This is a genomic window from Streptomyces sp. PA03-3a, from assembly GCF_033792735.1.
In the GTDB taxonomy this organism is placed as follows: Bacteria; Actinomycetota; Actinomycetes; order Streptomycetales; family Streptomycetaceae; genus Actinacidiphila.
Map to the genome: position 1 here is coordinate 1 of NZ_JARAVM010000047.1, position 18,264 is coordinate 18,264.

Annotated in this window: 10 protein-coding genes and 1 pseudogene; 6 read left to right on the top strand and 5 right to left on the bottom strand. The window is 73.1% G+C overall.

From position 1 onward, the window contains the following. Both PV342_RS36300 and PV342_RS36305 read left to right on the top strand, forming a co-directional pair. Nucleotides 1–117 (top strand): annotated as a pseudogene (locus PV342_RS36300) (ABC transporter ATP-binding protein); the annotation flags it as partial. 203 nt (nucleotides 118–320) lie between these two features. Then, complete coding sequence (locus PV342_RS36305) at nucleotides 321–848, top strand: hypothetical protein (protein ID WP_400806397.1); 528 nt, start codon at nucleotides 321–323, stop codon at nucleotides 846–848. Between the two features lie 198 nt (nucleotides 849–1,046). Here PV342_RS36305 and PV342_RS36310 read toward each other — a convergent pair whose 3' ends face one another. Both PV342_RS36310 and PV342_RS36315 read right to left on the bottom strand, forming a co-directional pair. After that, nucleotides 1,047–4,013, bottom strand: coding sequence for an FAD-binding and (Fe-S)-binding domain-containing protein (locus PV342_RS36310; protein ID WP_500320430.1), 2,967 nt, complete (start codon nucleotides 4,011–4,013; stop codon nucleotides 1,047–1,049). 479 nt (nucleotides 4,014–4,492) lie between these two features. After that, entirely contained in the window at nucleotides 4,493–6,076 is a 1,584-nt protein-coding gene (locus tag PV342_RS36315; protein ID WP_500320432.1) for an alkaline phosphatase D family protein, read from the bottom strand. A 307-nt stretch (nucleotides 6,077–6,383) separates the two neighbouring features. Between PV342_RS36315 and PV342_RS36320 the strand changes: the two genes are divergently transcribed. The 3 genes from PV342_RS36320 (at nucleotide 6,384) to PV342_RS36330 (ending at nucleotide 13,121) form a co-directional block, all read left to right on the top strand. Then, complete coding sequence (locus PV342_RS36320) at nucleotides 6,384–8,222, top strand: HSP90 family protein (protein ID WP_500320433.1); 1,839 nt, start codon at nucleotides 6,384–6,386, stop codon at nucleotides 8,220–8,222. After that, on the top strand, nucleotides 8,219–11,182 hold the full coding sequence (locus PV342_RS36325) for a tetratricopeptide repeat protein (RefSeq protein WP_500320435.1): 2,964 nt from the start codon (nucleotides 8,219–8,221) through the stop codon (nucleotides 11,180–11,182). The genes PV342_RS36320 and PV342_RS36325 overlap by 4 nt, the downstream gene beginning before the upstream one ends. Nucleotides 11,183–11,279: 97 nt before the next feature. Then, nucleotides 11,280–13,121, top strand: a complete 1,842-nt coding sequence (locus PV342_RS36330; protein ID WP_400806407.1) for a glycoside hydrolase family 15 protein — start codon at nucleotides 11,280–11,282, stop codon at nucleotides 13,119–13,121. On the opposite strand, the gene PV342_RS36335 is transcribed toward PV342_RS36330, so the two are convergent. From PV342_RS36335 to PV342_RS36345, 3 genes are all read right to left on the bottom strand, one after another. Beyond that, nucleotides 13,118–13,879 (bottom strand): N-acetyltransferase, encoded by a 762-nt coding sequence (locus tag PV342_RS36335; RefSeq protein WP_400806409.1) that lies wholly within the window; start codon nucleotides 13,877–13,879, stop codon nucleotides 13,118–13,120. The two genes, PV342_RS36330 and PV342_RS36335, sit on opposite strands and share 4 nt — an antisense overlap. 50 nt (nucleotides 13,880–13,929) lie before the next feature. After that, entirely contained in the window at nucleotides 13,930–14,181 is a 252-nt protein-coding gene (locus PV342_RS36340; protein WP_500320436.1) for a hypothetical protein, read from the bottom strand. Nucleotides 14,182–14,361: 180 nt separating this feature from the next. After that, nucleotides 14,362–15,813, bottom strand: coding sequence for an NCS2 family permease (locus PV342_RS36345; protein WP_500320438.1), 1,452 nt, complete (start codon nucleotides 15,811–15,813; stop codon nucleotides 14,362–14,364). 528 nt (nucleotides 15,814–16,341) lie between these two features. On the opposite strand from PV342_RS36345, the gene PV342_RS36350 reads away from it, so the two are divergent. Next, nucleotides 16,342–18,165 carry a tetratricopeptide repeat protein gene (locus tag PV342_RS36350; protein WP_500320440.1) on the top strand — a complete coding sequence of 608 codons (1,824 nt, stop codon included), beginning with the start codon at nucleotides 16,342–16,344 and terminating at the stop codon, nucleotides 18,163–18,165. Nucleotides 18,166–18,264 lie beyond the last annotated feature (99 nt).

Sequence of the window (18,264 nt, forward strand, 5' to 3'; positions counted from 1 at the left end):
GGCCGCCTCCAACTCCCCCGCGACTACACCCACGCCCTCGACATCCGCAACCGCGTCATGCTCGAACTCGAACCCGACCACATCGCCATCCGCCCCGACCAACCCGAACAGGACTGACCGGAGAACGAGTGACCCGAAGGGCACGCCAACTCCTCGGGCCGGGGGCCGCATCGCGAGGGCGACCGGACATCCGGGGGAGTTGGCGTCTCACACCCGGTTCACACGGGGTTTGGTCGGATGGGATCAAGCGGGAAGGGCGTCTGCCGCTACCGGGTCGGCTCCCGGCCCGTCCGGATCCCATGGAAAGAGAGACGTATTTGATGCGTACCTTGGTCAAGCGCACGCTCGGCACCTCCGCGGTGCTGGCCGCCGCCGCGGCGGCGGCCCTGGTCGGGAGCGTCGAGATCGGCAACGCCGCCGAAGCGGCGGAACACGAGTACACCTCCGTGTACAGCGGACCCTTCGACGTGGCCGGGTGGACGGACTACGCGCGGTGTCTGCGCGAGCACGGCGTCGACGCGAAGGACCCTGACCCGAAGCCGGAAGCGAACACCATGTTCGCCCGCATGGCCGACGGCAGCACACTGCCGGTGACCGACCCCGCTTTCAAGACGTGCGAGCCGCGTGCGGGCAAGGGGAACACCGTGTCGTTGTACGTGAGCCCGCAGGACATGAAGAAGCACAGGGAGTTCTCGGCCTGCGTGCGTGAGAACGGACTGTCCGGCTACCCCGATCCCGACCCGCGGACCGCCCAGCTGCCGGACGGCACGTCCTTCACGAAGCAGCGGTTCTACGCGGCGGCGGAGGCCTGCCGGGGCCTCGCACCGCAAGGCCCGGTCGGAGGGTGAGACTCCCCTCGCCACCGAGCGCAGGTGTCGCGCTCCGGTCGGTGCGCCCGCCGGAGCTCGTCACGCGCCTGCGCACAGGTGACGCGTAGCCGCCCACGGCAGGCGAGCCGAGGACCGTCGACGACCGTGTCCCGCTGCCGGACGGCAGCGGGACGCGGAGGCGCCGGAAGCCGCGGCACTGTCCTCGATACGCAGCTCCTACACCTCCGGAGTGAGGAACCCGGTGCCCGGCGTGACGGACAGGGGGCGGGTCAGCTCTTCCAGAAGGAAAACGAAGGACTCGTACGGGCGACCGGTGGCCTGGCGCAGTCCCATCTCGCATGTGCGGTTCGCCGACAGATAGGCGTCGGCGGGGGTCTGGTCCAAGGCGGCCTTCTCGTCCCGAGTCGCGGACCGGACGAGCTCCGGGTGGAGGAGTCCCCGGTCGCCGGCCGTGCCGCAGCAGGTGGTGCCGACCGGCACGAGTACCTCGTCGGCCAGCTGTCCGGCGATGGCCTCCAGGGTCCTGCTCAGGCCCAGATGCGCGGTCGAGCAGGTGGGGTGCACCGCCACGCGGCCCACCTGCCTGGTGACGGTCAGGTACGGGAGCAGGTCCGCGCACCAGGTGATCGCATCGAGAAGGGTGATCTGCTCCAGTCGGGCCCGGTGTTCGTCGTCGAGGTGGTTCCTGACATCGTCGAGCAGGCCGTTGGTGCACGAAGCGGCGTCGATGACCACGGGGAGCGAGCCGTGCTCGCTCCAGGACCACAAGGCGTCGCACGTGGTCGCGGCCATCCATGCGTGGCCGCGGGTGTAGCCCTTGCTGCTCCAGGGCGTGGAGCAGCACTTGCCGGCCACGTCGCCGGGGATCCACAGCGGTTTGGCGGCCCGGGCCGATACCTCGACCAGCGCGGTCTGCAGGGATGGGTGCCGCGGCATTCCGGGGTCGCGGCCGAAGATGCGGTTGACGCAGGCCGGGAAGTAGACGGCCGCCGCTCCGTGACGGGATGTCCGAGGTGGCCTGCTCGACGCGCCGTGTGGCATCGCTCCCGGGATCGCCGGCATGAGGTCGTTGCTGATCACGAGCCGTGCGCCGGCCGCCAGTCGCGTGAGCGCCTTCGAGCCGACGGCTCGCTGGACGATGTCGGCGGCGCTTATGGCGGTCCGGGCGAGTTCCTCCACGGTCGCCCACCGCTGGGCGATCTTCAGCGCGACCCTCTCCCGCTGCTCTGTGGATTCGTCCCGCCGGAATCCCTTGACCAGCGCGCCGGTGTCGATGTGCACGGGGCAGGGGATGGCACAGGTCCCGTCCGCAGCGCAGGTCTCGATGCCGTCGTACTCGTACTCCGCCTGCAACTGCGCCAGCAGCGGAGACCCTTCTTCCTGCCGCGCCATCTCCCGGCGCAGCACGATGCGCTGGCGGGGGGTCGTCGTGACGTTGCGGCTGGGGCAGACAGCCTCGCAGTACCCGCACTCGATGCAGTGGGTCGCGACGTCCTCGATGTCGGGTGTCGACTTGAAGGACTTCAGATGGATGTCGTTGTCGCGGGTGAGCACGACGTCCGGGGCGAGGACGCCGTGCGGGTCGGCGAGCTCCTTGATGCGCCACATCATCTCGGTGGCTTTGTCACCCCATTCGTGTCGGACGAAAGGCGCCATGTTGATCCCGGTGCCGTGCTCCGCCTTGAGCGACCCGTCGTACTTGTCGACGACGAGCGCCACCAGGTCGGACATGAATGCGGCGTACCTCTCGCGGTCGGCGGGGTCGGCCAGCTTGGGCGTCAGTGTGAAGTGCAGATTGCCGTACGCGGCGTGGCCCGCGACACCGGGCAGGAAGCCGTGTTCGGTCAGGAGGGCGTGCAGGTCGGCCGCACCCTCGGCGATCCGGGCGGGAGGGAAGCAGACGTCCTCGTTGACCACGGCGGCACCTGGCGGGCGTAGTCGGCCGACGATGCCGAGCAGGCCCTCGCGGATGCGCCAGTCCAGTTCGATGAGCTCCTGGTCACGGGTGAAGTCGAGCCGGTGCAGCAGGTCGGCATCCGCGACCAGCTCCGCGACACGGGCCTCGGCCTGGTCAAGATCGGCCGGGTCGGCGGCGCCGAACTCGACGAGAAGCGCTGCCGCGCCCGGATCGAGGGTCTTCCAGTACTCGGGGGTGTTCGGGAACGCCTGTGCGGCGGCCGTGAGAGCGGGCGCGACCATGAGTTCGACGGCTTCGGCCCCCAGGCTGACCAGACCTGGCACGAGAGCGACCGCCTCTGCGGCCGACGGGAGAGCGATCCAGGTGACCGTGGTTACCGAGGGGGCCGGCAGGGTGTCGATCACGGCCTCGGCGATGAAGGCGAGCGTGCCTTCGGAACCGACGATGAGGCGCCGGAAGATCTCGAGCGGGGTGTCGGCGTCGAGCAGCGCCGCAAGGGTGTATCCCGTGGTGTTGCGGATCGAGAACTTGTGACGCACACGCGCGGTGAGCTCGCTGTCGGCGAGCAGCTGCTCCCTCAACTCGGCAAGTCCGGACGCCAACTCGGGTTCCGCTGCGACAAATTGTGCCTCGGCGTCCGACGCGGCAGTGTCGATCACCGTGCCGGACGGCAGCACGAAGGTCATCGACGCCACGGTGTGGTAGGCGTCGCGCTCCAAGGTGCAGCGCATTCCGCCCGCGTTGTTGGCGAGGACTCCGCCGATCGTGGCGACGTCCGAGGAGGCCGGATCCGGTCCGAGGCGCCGACCGTGCCGGCGCAGCAGCGCCGCGGCGTGGCCGAGGATGCTACCCGGTCGCGCCCGCAGGCGTGCGCCGTCGTCCTCGACGCTCATCCCGCTCCAGTGCCGGCGTACGTCGATGAGGATGCCATCGGACTGCGACTGGCCGTTGAGGCTGGTTCCGGCGGCACGAAATGTGGCGTGCCGGCCGCTGCGACGGCAGTACCCGAGCAGTTCCTGGACGTCGTGCACATCACGGGGCAGGACGACGACCTGCGGCAGGTAGCGGTAGGGGCTGGCGTCGGAGGCGTACCGTACGAGGTCCGAGACGCGATGCAGCACGTGGTCCTCACCGAGCAGCGCGACGAGGTCGTCCTTGAGGCCGCGAGGCGTCCCGCCCGTGTGAGCGCTGTCGATCGCATCCGCCTGAGGGAGACCCGGCGGGCGGCCGATGGCGGGAACGCTCGGGCTGAGCAGCTTCTTCACGTTGACAGCCTCTCCGCCACCGCACCGCTCTCAGGGGTACTCGGCTTCCTGCCGCACGGTGTGGTCGGCCAGGTGGACGCCGTATGGGGACCCGACGGGCCGGGCCACCGGCATGGCCGACACGGCGTGGGGCGGTTCACCCGACCCGCGCTCGCGGGCACCCTTCCGACCGGAAGCGACGTAACCGCACCCGATGCGGTGTCGTGGTCGACGCGACTACGGCATCGAGTCTAGCGGGGCCGACCGGTACGCGCCCGGCGGCCGTTGCCCTGCGTCCCTTGCGGACGCCGCCAGGTCGGTGCGAGCGGTGATGTCTCGCCGGCGACATGTCTCGCCGGCGACATGTCTTTCCGCACGGTCTCCCGGCTGCGGGCCGTGGTGGAGGGGATCGCGGTCGCGGCCCGCTGGACCACCGGACCGCCCGGCGGCGCGAGCGCGCCGCCGGGCGCCACGGCCCGTGGAACCCGCGCCGGCCGGCGCTACTGCCCGACCAGCCCCGCCCGCAGCACCTTCGTGAACAGCACCGTGCCGTCCTGCTCGCGCAGCCGCACCGTCATGTCGCCGGAGTGGCCGTCGATGTCGACCTGCCCGAAGAACTGGTAGCCCTCGGCGGGCGAGACGTTCGATGCCGTCGGCGCCTTCACGAAGACCCGCTCCGGACCGAAGGTCCCGTCCAGTGCGCTCGCCGGGAAGGCACCCGCGTTCAGCGGGCCCGACACGAACTCCCAGAACGGCGCGAAGTCCGTGAACGCCGCGCGCGAGGGCTGGTAGTGCTGCGCCGAGGTGTGGTGGACGTCGGCGGTCAGCCACACCGTGCCCGTGATGCCGCGGTGCTTGACGAACCGCAGCAGCTCGGCGATCTGCAGCTCTCGGCCGAGCGGGGCGCCCGGGTCGCCCTGCGCGACGGCCTCGATGTTCGGCTCCCCCTCCGTGGTGTCGGGAACCACCAGCCCGAGCGGCATGTCCGCGGCGATCACCTTCCACACCGCGCGCGAGCGCGACAGCTCCCGCTTCAGCCATTCCAGCTGCTCCCGGCCGAGGATGCCCTGCGCGTCGTGGGCCTGGTCGTCGGGGGAGTTGGCGTTGCGGTACGTGCGCATGTCGAGGACGAACACGTCCAGCAGCGGGCCCTGCCGCAGCACCCGGTAGACCCGGCCGGCGCCGTCCGGGCGAAGCGAGGAGATGGGGAAGTACTCGGCGAACGCCCGCCGCGCCCGGGTCGCGAGGACGTCCACGCTCTTCTCGGTGTAGCGCGGGTCCGAGGCGGCGATCACCTCGCCCGGGTACCAGTTGTTGCGGACCTCGTGGTCGTCCCACTGGATGACCGACGGCACCCGGGCGTTGAAGCGCCTCAGGTTCTCGTCGAGCAGGTTGTAGCGGAAGTTGCCGCGGAACTCGGCCAGGGTCTCGGCGACCTTGGACTTCTCCGCCGTGGTGATGTTGCGGTAGGTGCTGCCGTCGGGGAGCGCCTGGGTCGCCGCGATCGGGCCGTCGGCGTAGATGTTGTCGCCGCTGCACAGGAAGAAGTCCGGGTCCACCGCGCCCATGGCGTCGAAGATGCGGTAGCCGCCGATGTCGGGGTTGATGCCCCAGCCCTGCCCGGCCAGGTCGCCCGACCACACGAAGCGCACCCCGCCGCGCCGCGCGTCGGGCGCCGTACGGAAGGTGCCCGTGACCGGCTCGCCGGTGCGGCGCGGGTCGTCGGGGTCGGCCAGCAGCACCCGGTAGTGGACCTGCTCGCCCGCCGGCAGGCCGTGCAGCCGGGTGACCCCGGTGAAGTCGGTGCCGGGGCCGACCGCCGGGCCGTGGAAGCGCCGGGTGTGGCGGAACGACTCGGTGGCCGAGGTCTCCACCACCATCCGCGCCGGCCGGTCCGCGCGCACCCACACCAGACCGCCCGACGCCGTCACGTCGCCGGTCTGCACACCCGACGTCGCCGCGGGCCTGCCCGACAGGGCGAGCGCGGGCGCGGCGACCGCCGGCACCAGCAGCGCCCCGGAGGCCGCGAGCCCGCCCCTCAGCACCGAGCGCCGCCCGACCGCGCTCCCGGATCCGTCCGTCATCCTGACCTCCCAAGTACCGTGCCGGTACGCCGATATGCGTCCGCCGAAATGCGTCCGCCAATGCGTCCGCCCCCGTTCCTACTCGCGCCGTGTGCCGTCGATCCGAACGCCCAGTGAACAACCGCACCGCGCCGCACGGCGGCGCCCACCCGCCCCGCACTCCCCAACGGCCGCCCCGCACGACGAAACCCCCTGGTCACCGCGGGCTCCGCCGCCATACGATGTTCCGCAATCAGGCGGCCGCGATCACCCGATCGCCCTACCCGCGCCCCGTTCGCCCTCCCCGGAACGCACCGGCGCCCCCACGATGACTGCAGATCAGACACCGCACGCCTTCCAGGTCGACCTGCGTGGCCTGGTGGACCTCCTGTCCCACCACCTCTACTCCAGCCCCAAGGTCTACCTGCGGGAGCTGCTGCAGAACGGCGTCGACGCGATCACCGCCCGCCGGGCCGAACAGCCCGACGCCCCCGCCCGCGTGCGGCTGCACGCCGAGGGCGGAGGGCTGCGCGTCGAGGACACCGGCGTCGGCCTCACCGAGTCCGACGTGCACGACCTGCTGGCCACCATCGGCCGCAGCTCCAAGCGCGACAGCCTGGAGAGCGCCCGCTCGGAGTTCCTCGGCCAGTTCGGCATCGGGCTGCTCGCCTGCTTCGTCGTCGCCGCGGAGATCCGCGTCGTCAGCCGCTCCGCCCGCACCCCGGACGCCCCGCCCGTCGAGTGGACCGCCCGGGACGACGGCTCGTACACCGTCCGCACGCTGCCCGCGCGGGACCACCCCGAGCCCGGTACGACCGTGCACCTGACCGCCCGGCCGGGCGCCGCGGAGTGGCTCGCCGAGGAGCGCGTGCTCGCCCTCGCCAAGGACTTCGGCTCCCTGCTGCCGTACGACGTGCGGGTCGGCGACACGCCCGTCACCGAACGCCCGCCGGTCTGGGAGCGCCCGCACCCCGGGCAGGCCGCCCGCCGGGTCGCGCTCGCCCGGGACTGCCACGAGCAGTTCGGCTTCACCCCGCTCGACGTCATCGACCTCGACGTCCCCCTCGCGGGCGTGCGCGGCGTCGGCTACGTCCTGCCGGCCGCGGTCAGCCCCGCCCAGCGCGCCGGGCACCGCGTCCATCTCAAGGGCATGCTGCTGACCGAACGGGCCGACGAACTCCTCCCGGAATGGGCCTTCTTCGTCCGCTGTGTGATCGACACCGACAGCCTGCGCCCCACCGCGTCCCGGGAGAGCCTGTACGCCGACGAGACGCTCGCCGCCGTCCGCGAGGCGCTCGGCGAACGCATCCGCGGCTGGCTGACCGAACTCGCCGCGGGCGACCGGGAACGGCTCGCCCAGTTCCTCGCCGTCCACCACCTCGGCGTCAAGTCGCTCGCCCGGCACGACGCCGGGATGCTCCGGACGATGCTGCCGTGGCTGCCGTTCGAGACCACCGACGGGCAGCTCTCGCTCGAGGAGTTCGCCCGCCGCCACCCCGTCGTCCACTTCACCCGCACCGTCGAGGAGTACCGCCAGGTCGCGGCCATCGCCTCCGCGCAGGGCATCGGGGTCGTCAACGGCGGCTACACCTACGACGCCGACCTGGTCGAGCTGCTGCCCACCGTGCGCCCGGGCACCGCCGTCGCCGAACTCGACGCGGACACCGTCACCGCGCACCTCGACGCCGTCGACCCCGCCGAGGAACTCGCCCTGTCCGGCTTCCTCGCCGCGGCCCGCGCCCGGCTCGACCCGCTCGGCTGCGACGTGTCGCTGCGCACCTTCCACCCGGTCACCGTCCCCGCGCTCCACCTGGACGACCGGGCCGCCCGCCACGAGCGCGCCCGCGCCGAGGAGGAGGAGCAGGCCGACGAGCTGTGGGCGGGCATCCTCGGCTCACTGCGCGGCGGCACCCCGCGCGCCCGGCTCGTGCTGAACCACCTCAACCCGCTGGTCCGGCGGATCAGCGGCTTCACCGACCCCGAACTCGTCGGCACCGCCGCCGAGGCGCTGTACGGCCAGGCCCTGCTGATGGCCCAGCGCCCGCTGCGCCCGGCCGACTCCGCGCTCCTCAACCGCGCCTTCCTCGGTCTGCTGCAGTGGGCGGCGCAGACCCCGGACGGCCCCGCGGGCAGGCCTGGCGACGCCGATCAGGAGGACGGTCGATGAGCACCCGGGATCCGGCGGTCGAGACCGTACGCCGCGCCCTCCACCACAACCGCGAGGAGCCCGAGGGCCGCGCCCGCAACGCCGGCGCGGAGCGGCTCGTCGCCGAGGCCGAGGCCACCGGGGACACCCCGCTGCTCGTCGACGCCCTGTTCAACCTCGCCGGCGCCTACGCGTACAGCAGCGAGAGGGACAAGTTCTTCGTGCCCTTCGCCCGGCTGCTGCGCATGTGGGACGAGCGGCCCGGGGAGTTCGACGGCGCGAACACCCACCACCTGCACTGGATCTTCAAGTGGGTGGCCAGCGGCATGCTCGACCAGCCCGACGTGCCGCTCGCCTCCATCGAGAAGTGGCAGCGTGAGATGGAGCATCGCTACCGCCTCGCCGGCCACTCCGAACGCGCCGTTCACCAGGGCGAGTTCCGTATCGCCCGGCACCTCGGCGACACCGCCCGCGCCGAGGCCGCCCACGCCGCGTGGCTGGCCGCCGACCGCGACGCCATGGCCGACTGCCACGCCTGCGAGCTCCACGGCCAGGGCAGCTGGCAGGTCGACCGCGGCCGCGACGAGGAGGCGCTGCGCACCTGGGAGCCCGTCCTCGCCGGGCAGTACACCTGCGCCCACGAACCGCACAATGTGCTGGCGTCCTCGCTGCTGCCGCTGGTCCGGCTCGGCCGGCTCGACGAGGCACGCGCCCACCACCTGCGCGGCTACCGCCTGGTGCGGCCGATGGAGAGCATGCGCGGCGCCGTCTCCCGCCACGTCGAGTTCTGCGCCCTGACCGGCAACGAGGCACGCGCCCTGGAGATCCTCGCCGAACACCCCGCGTACTTCACCGACACCGGCGACCCCGACACGCTCATGGACCACCTCGCCGTCAGCGGTCTGCTGATGCGCCGCCTCGTCGCCCTCGGCCATGGCGACCGGAGCGTTCCCGGACCCGCCGGCACCGACTGGACCGCCGGCGCACTGCTCGCCCACGCCGAACGCGAGGCCGCGGCCGTCTCCGCGCGCTTCGACGCCCGCAACGGCAACGACGCCGTCAGCCGCCGCCTGCGCGAGCGCCTCGCCGCCGGGCCCCTCGTGGAGCGGCTCCCGCTGGGCGTCCGGGCCCGGCAGCGCCTGATCGCGCCCGCCGCCGCGCAGCCCGCGCCCGCGGCAGCCGCCGTGCCCCCGGACCGCGAGGACGTCGGCGCGCTGCTGGCCGAGGCCCGCGCGCTGAGCGACGCCCAGCACCCCGACGCGGGCGCCGCCTGGGCCGCCGCGGGCCGGGCCGCGGAACGCACCGGGACCGCCCTGGGCGACCTGGACCGCGCCGAGATCGCCGACCACGCCGGCATCGCCGCCTTCACCGACCCCGGCACCGCCGTACCGCTCTTCGACACCGCCGCGGGACTGTACGAGACGGCCGGGAAGCCGGGCGAGGCCGCCGCCTGCCGCGTCCGCGCCGCCTACGCGGAGGCCCTCGCGGAGCGGACCGGCCGGGCCTCCGCCGCGCTCGACGCCGCCGTCGACGCACTGCGGGAACTGCACGACGCGGGCCGGGCCACCGCCCGCCAGCTGACCGGCGCCTGGCTGGCCAGGCTCGAGGTCAGCCCGCCCGGCGCCGGGGACGAGGCGGAGCTGCTGCGGATCATCGCCTTCGCCGAGGAGCACCGCGACGAGGAGAGGATGGCGGGCCGGCTCGCCGACGCGATCACTCTGCACGCCCGCCACACCGCCGCCCGCGGCGACGTCGCGGCCTCCGCCGGGCTCTTCGCACGGGCCGCCCGCCTCCACCACGAGGCCGGGACCCCCTGGTACGCCGCCGAACCCGAGGCGCTGCTCGCCGACCTTTCCCTCCAGCGGGACGACCACGCGACCGCGGAGGAGTCCGCCCGGGCCGCGCTGGGGCACGGCGCCACCGCCCTGGGCCCGGTGCACCGCGGCCACCTGCACACCGTGCTGGCCGCCGCACTCGCCGCCCGCGGCGCCGACGCCGAGGCCGCCGACCACGCCCTGGAGGGCGCCCACTGGGCCGACGAGGGCGACATGTCGCAGGAGCTCGGCGCCTGGGCGCGACTCGTCCTCGGCGGGGCGCTGCTGCGCGAGGGCAGGGCCGCGGAGTCCGCCACCGTCCTGGAGACGGCCCTGCCCGACCTGGTGCGCGCCCACCACGACGGGCGGGTCGTCCAGGCCCGCTGGTGGCTGGGCGAGGCACTGCGCGACCTGGACGAGCCGCGCGCCGCGGCCGAGCAGTTCCTGCTCGCCGCCGAGATCGCACAGGACTGGGAGGAGCAGCAGGACCACGCCGTCCTGGCGAACCTCGCCGCCGACTCCCTGGAACGGGCCGGCCTGGCCGGTGAGGCCGCACAGGCGTACAGCCGCGCCGGTGAGCTCTGGCGCGCCATGGAGCGTCCCGTCCCGCTCGTGCGCACCCTGCGCGCCCGGGCCTGGCTCACCCTCCACGACGGCCAGGGCGGCCTCGCCGAGGGCCGTGCCGCGATGGCCGAGGCCGCCGCGGTCGCCGAGGAGGCACTGGCCGCGGCGACGGCGGCCGGAGACGGGGCGGCAGCCGCCCATCTGCGCGCCGAACTGGCGGGAACCCACCGGCAGACCGGTGAACTGATCGTCCGCTCGTGCCCGGGCGAGCCCGGCGAGGACGACACGGACGGCTCGGCCCGCGCCGCGTACGAGGAGGGCCTGGCCTGCGCCGAACGCGCGATCACAATCTTCGGCCCGGGTCCCGCGCGCAGTGCGGCCCAGCTCATGGCCGCCTGGCTCGAGGCCGACCTGGGACGGCACGCCGCGGCCGTGGAGCGGGCCCGGGCGGTGATCGCCCAGTACCAAGGACAGGACGAGGGCGGCGACGAGGGCGGGGACGCCGGGGTCGCCGCGCAGCGGCTTGCCGAGGCCCGTTCCGTCCTCGAATACGCCGGTGAGCGGCCCGCCGGACCGGAGAGGGCAGAGGCCGGGGAGGCGTAGGCCCGGCGGGCGGCACGGTCCCGACCGAAGGAGCAGGCCGCGGAGGGTTAGTCTGAATGGTGGCTTTTGCCGTTTCCCGGCACGTGAGGAGGCCACCGTGACAGCCGAAGCCCCCCGGTCCGACTTCCCGCCGAGCGACGGCCGGTACCTGCCGATCGCCGCCCACGGGCTCATCGGCGACCTGCGCAGCGCCGCGCTCGTCGGCACGAACGGCACCATCGACTGGTACTGCTCCGGGCGCTTCGACGCCCCCAGCATCTTCGCCTCCATCCTCGACGCCGACCGGGGAGGCAGCTTCGAGCTGGCCGCGGACGTGCCCGCGCGCACCAAGCAGTTCTACTTCCCCGACACCAATGTGCTGATCACCCGGTTCTTCGCCGAGGACGGCATGGGCGAGGTGCAGGACTTCATGCCGGTCGTCGACGACGGCCACGAGGCCGACCGCCACCGGCTGATCCGCCGCGTGATCTGCGTGCGGGGCGTGCTGCCGTTCCGGGTGCGGGTGGCACCGCGCTTCGACTACGGCACCGTGCCGCACACCGTGCACATGAACGGCATGCAGGCGCTGTTCGCCACCCCCGCCCAGACCCTCGCCCTGACCTGCTCGGTGCCGCTGGAGAACGACGGCCGGGACGTGTGGGCCGAGTTCAAGCTCTCCGAGGGCGAGACCGCCGTGTTCGCTCTGGACAACGTCGGTGACGGTGTCGGCCCCCGCGGCTGCCCGCTGACCGAGGCGGAGGACCAGTTCGAGAAGACCGTGCGCTACTGGCGGCACTGGCTCTCCCAGTCGAAGTACAGGGGCCGCTGGCGCGAGATGGTGCACCGGTCCGCGCTGACCCTGAAACTGCTCACCTACGCGCCCACCGGCGCCATCATCGCCGCCCCCACCACCAGCCTCCCCGAGAGCATCGGCGGCGAACGCAACTGGGACTACCGCTACGTCTGGATCCGCGACGCCGCCTTCTGCGTCTACGCGCTGCTCCGGCTGGGTTTCACCGACGAGGCCGAGGCCTTCATGAACTTCCTGTCGGACCGGGTCTGCACGGGCGGAACCAACTGCACCACCGGCCCCCTGCAGATCATGTACGGCATCGACGGCCGCTCCGAACTGCCGGAACGGGAGCTGGCCCACCTCGAGGGCTACGCGGGATCCGCGCCGGTCCGGGTGGGCAACAACGCTGTCCACCAGCTCCAGCTGGACATCTACGGGGAGCTCATCGACTCGCTCTACCTGTACGACAAGTGGGGCAAGCCGGTCTCCAGCGCGCACTGGGACACCGTCTGCGAACTCGTGGACTGGGTCTGCGACAACTGGGACCAGCCCGACGAGGGCATCTGGGAGACCCGCGGCGGCCGCAAGAACTTCCTGTACTCCCGCGTGATGTGCTGGGTGGCGATCGAGCGCGGCATCCGCATGGCGAACCACCGCGGCCTGCCCGCCAACCGCGAGCGCTGGTACGGGGCCCGCGACGACCTCTACCGGCGGATCATGCGGAACGGCTGGTCGCAGGAACGGGGCGCGTTCACCCAGAGCGAGGGGGAGGACGTGCTGGACGCGTCGGTGCTGATGATGCCGCTGTCCAAGTTCATCTCGCCGACCGACCCCCGGTGGCTGTCGACGCTCGACGCCCTCGGCAAGGACCTGGTCTCCGACTCCCTGGTGTACCGCTACGACCCCGCGGCGAGCCCCGACGGCGTCCCCGGCGACGAGGGCACCTTCTCCATCTGCTCCTTCTGGTACGTCGAGGCCCTCACCCGCGCCGGGCGCGAGGACGAGGCACGCCTGGCCTTCGAGAAGATGCTCACCTACGGCAACCACCTCGGCCTGTACGCCGAGGAGATCGACCGCGCCGGGGAGCAGCGCGGCAACTTCCCGCAGGCCTTCACGCACCTGGCCCTGATCAGCGCCGCCTTCAACCTGGACCGGGCGCTCGGCTAACGGCCGCCCGTGGCGTGGCGGATCCAGACGTTGGGCTCGACGTACACGGCGTGGTCGTGCGCGGTGTCGCAGTGCACCGGAACCAGCGCCCCGGGTACCTCGACGGCGCCGTCCCGGTCGAAGGGGAGCCCCGTCCAGCGCCGCCACTGGGCCAGCGTCCCGCTGACCGTCATCGAGGCCGGCGCCACCTTCACGACGACACCGCCCGCTCTGACGTGCACGCGCAACCACGGGTCCTCGGGAAACCCGTCCTCGCGCAGCAGTCCGGCGTAGTCCGTCATGGGGAGCCGCGGCCTCAGGTGCTTGGCCGTGGGACGGACCGGGGCGAGCAGCGCCTCGTGGCCCAGGTCCCGCGCTGCGTCGCGCAGCGCGGCCACCATGCGGTGCGACAGGCCCCGCCCCAGGTACCCGGTGTCGATGGTGATCTCCAGTGCGCTGGCGGCCGTCGCCGGACGCCCGTCGCGCAGGTCGGTGTACGCCCACACCAGCACGCGGTCCCAGCCCTGGTCCGGAGTCTCCTCGCGCCCCTCGGCGGTGGCGTCGAACGGGACGGCGAAGCCGCGCGCCACGACCCGGTCGCCGTCGGTCGCGACGACGCAGTACCGCGGGAAGTCCTCGGCCACCCGGTGCAACAGGGCGCCGGCGACCGGGTCCTGGGGGACGAAGGCCGGCCAGTTCTCGGATATCTCCCAGAGCCGCGGGATGAGCGCGGGGCGCTCGGCGAGCGGGGTGATGAGGATGGTCCCGGTGTCGTTCACGAGGTGGCACCCTGCCAGACGCGCCCCCGCCGCCGCATCCGGAATTCCGCTCAGGCCGCCCGGCCGACGTCCGCGCGGGCCACGACCGCGGCGGCGGCGCGGCGGCCGACCGCCACGGCGCCCCGGCCCCAGCCGCCGGAACCCGCGCCGCGGGCCACCGCGGTGAGCGGTACGGCGGCGAGCAGGAGCAGGCAGGCCAGGACCGCGCCCATCGCCGGGAAGCCCAGCCGCGCGCAGAACAGCGCGCCGGTCAGCGGTCCGCACGCCCCGCCGGGGCGCCGCCCGGCGTGGCCGTGCGCCACATCACACCGGGGGGTCCGGAACGGGCGGGAACTCCCTCCCCGCGCCGGTAGTTCGACAGGTACGGGCCGGGGGCGGAACGCCGGCTCGGCCAGCGGCCCCGACCGGGGGCCCCCGTCCCGGTCGGGGTCTTCATCGTGAGGCCGCGGGAGGCCGTAGCGGCCCCCGCGGCCCGCCGATGCCTATTTGACCCCGAGCAGCTGCTCGATCGGGTCGATCGCGAAATAGACGACGAAGAGCGCCGACACCGCCCACAGCAGCCAGTGCACCTGGCGGGCCTTGCCCAGTACGGCCTTGAGCAGCACGAAAGCGATGAAGCCGGCGCCGATGCCGTTGGTGATCGAGTACGTGAAGGGCATCACGGCGATCGTCAGGAACGCGGGGACGGCGATCTCGAAGTCGTCCCAGCCGATGTTCTTGACCTGGGTCATCATCAGGAAGCCGACCGCGACCAGTGCCGGGGCCGCCGCCTGCAGCGGCACGATCGTCAGCAGCGGGCTCAGGAAGAGGGCCACCGCGAACAGGCCGCCGGTGACCAGGTTGGCGAAGCCCGTACGGGCACCTTCGCCGACGCCGGCCGCCGACTCGATGTAGGCGGTGTTCGACGACGAGGAGGCGGCGCCGCCCGCGACCGCCGCGGCACCGTCGATGAGCAGCACCCTGCCCAGGTTCGGGACCTTGCCCTCCTCGTCCAGCAGACCCGCCTCGGCCGTGATGCCGACGACCGTGCCCATGGTGTCGAAGAAGTCCGACAGGATCAGGGTGAAGACCAGCATCACGACCGTGATGAAGCTGACCTCGGCGAAGGCGCCGAAGAGGCTGAAGTGCCCCAGCAGCCCGAAGTCCGGTGCGGCGAAAACGTCGGCGGGCACCTTGGGCGTGGTCAGGCCCCAGCTCTTCACGTCCGCGACGGCGTCGACCACGATCGCCAGCACCGTCATGGCGACGATGCTGATCAGGATCGCGCCCTTCACCTTCCGGGCCAGCAGGGCGATGGTGAGCAGCACGCCCAGGCAGAAGACCAGCACCGGCCAGCCCGACAATGCCCCGCTCCCGCCCAGTTGCACGGGGACCGTGGTGTTCGCGGCGTCCGGGATGCGGCTGACGAAGCCGGCGTCCACGAAGCCGATGAAGGCGATGAACAGGCCGATGCCCACGCTGATCGCCTGTTTCAGCGGCTGCGGTATCGCGTGCATCACCGCTTCGCGGAGCCCGGTGACCACCAGGACGCAGATGACCAGGCCCTCGATGACGATCAGGCCCATCGCGTCGTCCCAGCTCATCATGGGCGCGATCTGGAAGGCGACGACCGCGTTGAGGCCCAGGCCCGCGGCGATGGCCAGCGGCAGGTTGCCGCCGACGCCCATGATGACGGTCATGACGGCCGCCACCAGCGCGGTGGCGGTGACCAGTTGACCGGTCGACAGGGCGTGTCCGAACTTGTCCTTCGCGCTTCCCAGGATGATCGGGTTCAGCACGAGGATGTACGCCATCGTAAAGAAGGTGGCGAAGCCGCCGCGGACTTCGCGGGCGAAGGTCGACCCGCGCTCCCCGATGCGGAAGTAGCGGTCCAGTGCGTTCTGCGGTGGTGGTGGCGGAGAGCCCTTCGCCACGTCGGTGGCCTGAGCGGACATGGTGCTCCTCGGGGTTGGTGCAGCAACCGGCAACCTGCTGAAGGCTGGAGGGATTGTGTACGCCGGAGAGCCCGCTCGGGTTTTGAATCCGTTTCCTTGTGTTAACGAATCGGCAGCGCACGGGGCGGGCCGGCGGTGGTGCCGGTGCGAGGTCCGGCTGTCCCGCCGTCTCGCGCCCCTTCGGGCGCAAGGATGCGGGCTGCGGACAGGAGGGTGGGCGCGGCCCTCGTCGGCGGTGTGCGGGCTGCTTCAGGGCCGGGCTTCAGGCTCCGGAGCGGTGTTCGCCCTTTCGGTGGTGCCGGTCTCGTCGCCGTCCGCGCGTACAGCCGGCCGATGACCACGCCCACCCTCCGTGGGTGGGGCGCTCGCCGTAACCGGCGTCTGCGGGTGAGGGGTGCAAAAGTAATGCGAGGGTCGAGATGTCCGGCTGGCCGGACACCGCCCCGCGCGCGGCCTCGGGTTCAGCGGCGTCGGTTAGGGTGCCCCGGGGGCGGGAGCGCCGGGAGCGGTTCGAGGTGGGGAGCGGCTGTGCACGATCATCCGGAGGGTCACGAGAGCGGGGCGCGGCTGGAGGCGGAGGGCGAAGTGGCCACCGCGCGCATCGCGCTGGCCGGGGGCGACCTCGGGCACGCCGCCCGGCACCTGGAGGACGCGCTGGCGCGCGACCCGGGACTCCCCGAGATCCACGAGGCACTGGCCGAGTTCGCCGCCCGCGTCGGGGGAGCGGAAGCGGCGCTGGCGTACTTCGCCCCCGAGGAGCGGGCGTTCATCGGCACCGTGGCGGCGCGCGGCCACCTCTGCGCCGTCGCGGGCCACTGGGACGAGGCCGTCGGCCTGCTCGCCCAGTGCGCCGGGTACGAACCGCAGCGGCCCTGGCTGGACGTGGCGTGGTTGTGCCGCCCCGACATCGCGGAGCTCGTCGCGCCGGACACCGTGGCCCGCGCGGCGGCGCGCGTCGCGCCGCAACTGCCCGACCCCGTCGACGAGGAGCGGCGCGGCCCGCTGCTGCCGCTGCTCGACCTGGTCCGCGCGAGCGTCGCCCGCCATCCCGACCACACGATGCTGCTGTGGTGCGGTTCCACCCTCGCCCGCCGCATGGGCGGCACCGAGGAGGCGGTGGGCTGGGCGCGGCGCTCGTACGAACTCGAACCCTCCCACCCCGCCGCGGTGATGCTCGGCTACGCGCTGCGCAGCGCCGGCCGTTCCGAGGAGGCGCTGGAGGTCTGGCGGCGCGAGGTCGCCCGCGACCCCTCCGACCTCGATCTGTACGTCGACATCGCCGAGCTGCTGGACGGCCTCGGCCGTCCCGCCGAGGGCGTGGCGTGGGCCGAGCGGGCGCTGGCGGCCGACCCCTCGCACCCGAAGGCGGCCCCCGCGGTGCACGCGCTGCGCCACGCCACCGAGCCGGACCTGCGGCATCTGGTCGCCCTCGCCGACCACCTGCGGGCCGAGCCCGGGCACGGCTACGCCGCGGACCTGCTGGCCCGGCTGAGTCAGGGCACGCCGTGGCTCAACTGGATACCCGGCGGCAACGAGGCCGTCGTCAGCCTGCTGCACCAGGCGCTCGGGCAGTCCGTGCCGGGCGACGCCGGGCTGACGCTGACGATCTCCGCGCTGGAGCCGCCGAGCGCGCTGCTCGCGCTCCGCTCCGCCTACCCGAACGCGGTGACCGAGATCCAGTCCGTGCCCGAGCCGGACCTGCGGATCCCGCCGCGCCCCGTGGAGGTCGCGCTGTGGGCCTACGAGGGCACGACCGCGCGGCCCGCCGTGCGACCGCCGTCCCCGGAGGCGGCCGAAGCGGTGCGCCGGCTGGCGTGGCACGGCTGGCCGCACCTGGTCGCCGCCTACGACGACGCGGTGGCGCTCTCCGCGCTGGACCCCGAGGACCTGCTGGGTGTGCTCGTCCATCCGCCGGCCGCGCGCGAGGACGAGATGGGCCGCGCGCTCGCCGCCCAGGCCCCCGACCTGTGGATCCGCTGCGTGCAGGTGTGGGCGTGCCTGGGTCTGGCCCACCACCGCACGGACGAGCCCTGGGCCGTCTCCCGGCGCCGCGCGCTCCTCGTGGACGTGCTGAACAACGCCGAGGACTGGGTGTGCGAGGCGGCCGCGCTCGCCATCGTCGCGACCGCCTGGACCGACCCCGCCGTGCGCAAGGACGCGGCCGAACTCGTCGGGCGCCGCCTGCTGGACGCCCTGGAGGCGAGGCGGACCCGGGTCGTCACCCTGACCTGGTCGCTGTGCCATCTGGCCCTGGCCACACCAGAGCTGATCCCGCAGGTCGCCGCGCTCGCCACCGACATACTGCGCATGATCGACACGGAGGACGACGAGGAGGCCGCCGCCTCGCGGTAGCCGTAGCCCGCCGCGGGGCCAGGCCTTGTCGTCGGATGAGCTCCCCCAGCTACCGCTGGGAGGGGCCCCCAGGTGCGGTGCATCGCAAGGCGGAGGATC

Excerpts from the sequence above, each read along its gene's own strand:
- PV342_RS36315 (WP_500320432.1), bottom strand. The coding sequence starts at position 6,076 with ATGACGGACGGATCCGGGAGCGCGGTCGGGCGGCGCTCGGTGCTGAGG.
- PV342_RS36325 (WP_500320435.1), top strand. The coding sequence starts at position 8,219 with ATGAGCACCCGGGATCCGGCGGTCGAGACCGTACGCCGCGCCCTCCAC.
- PV342_RS36345 (WP_500320438.1), bottom strand. The coding sequence starts at position 15,813 with ATGTCCGCTCAGGCCACCGACGTGGCGAAGGGCTCTCCGCCACCACCA.
- PV342_RS36320 (WP_500320433.1), top strand. The coding sequence starts at position 6,384 with ATGACTGCAGATCAGACACCGCACGCCTTCCAGGTCGACCTGCGTGGC.
- PV342_RS36305 (WP_400806397.1), top strand. The coding sequence starts at position 321 with ATGCGTACCTTGGTCAAGCGCACGCTCGGCACCTCCGCGGTGCTGGCC.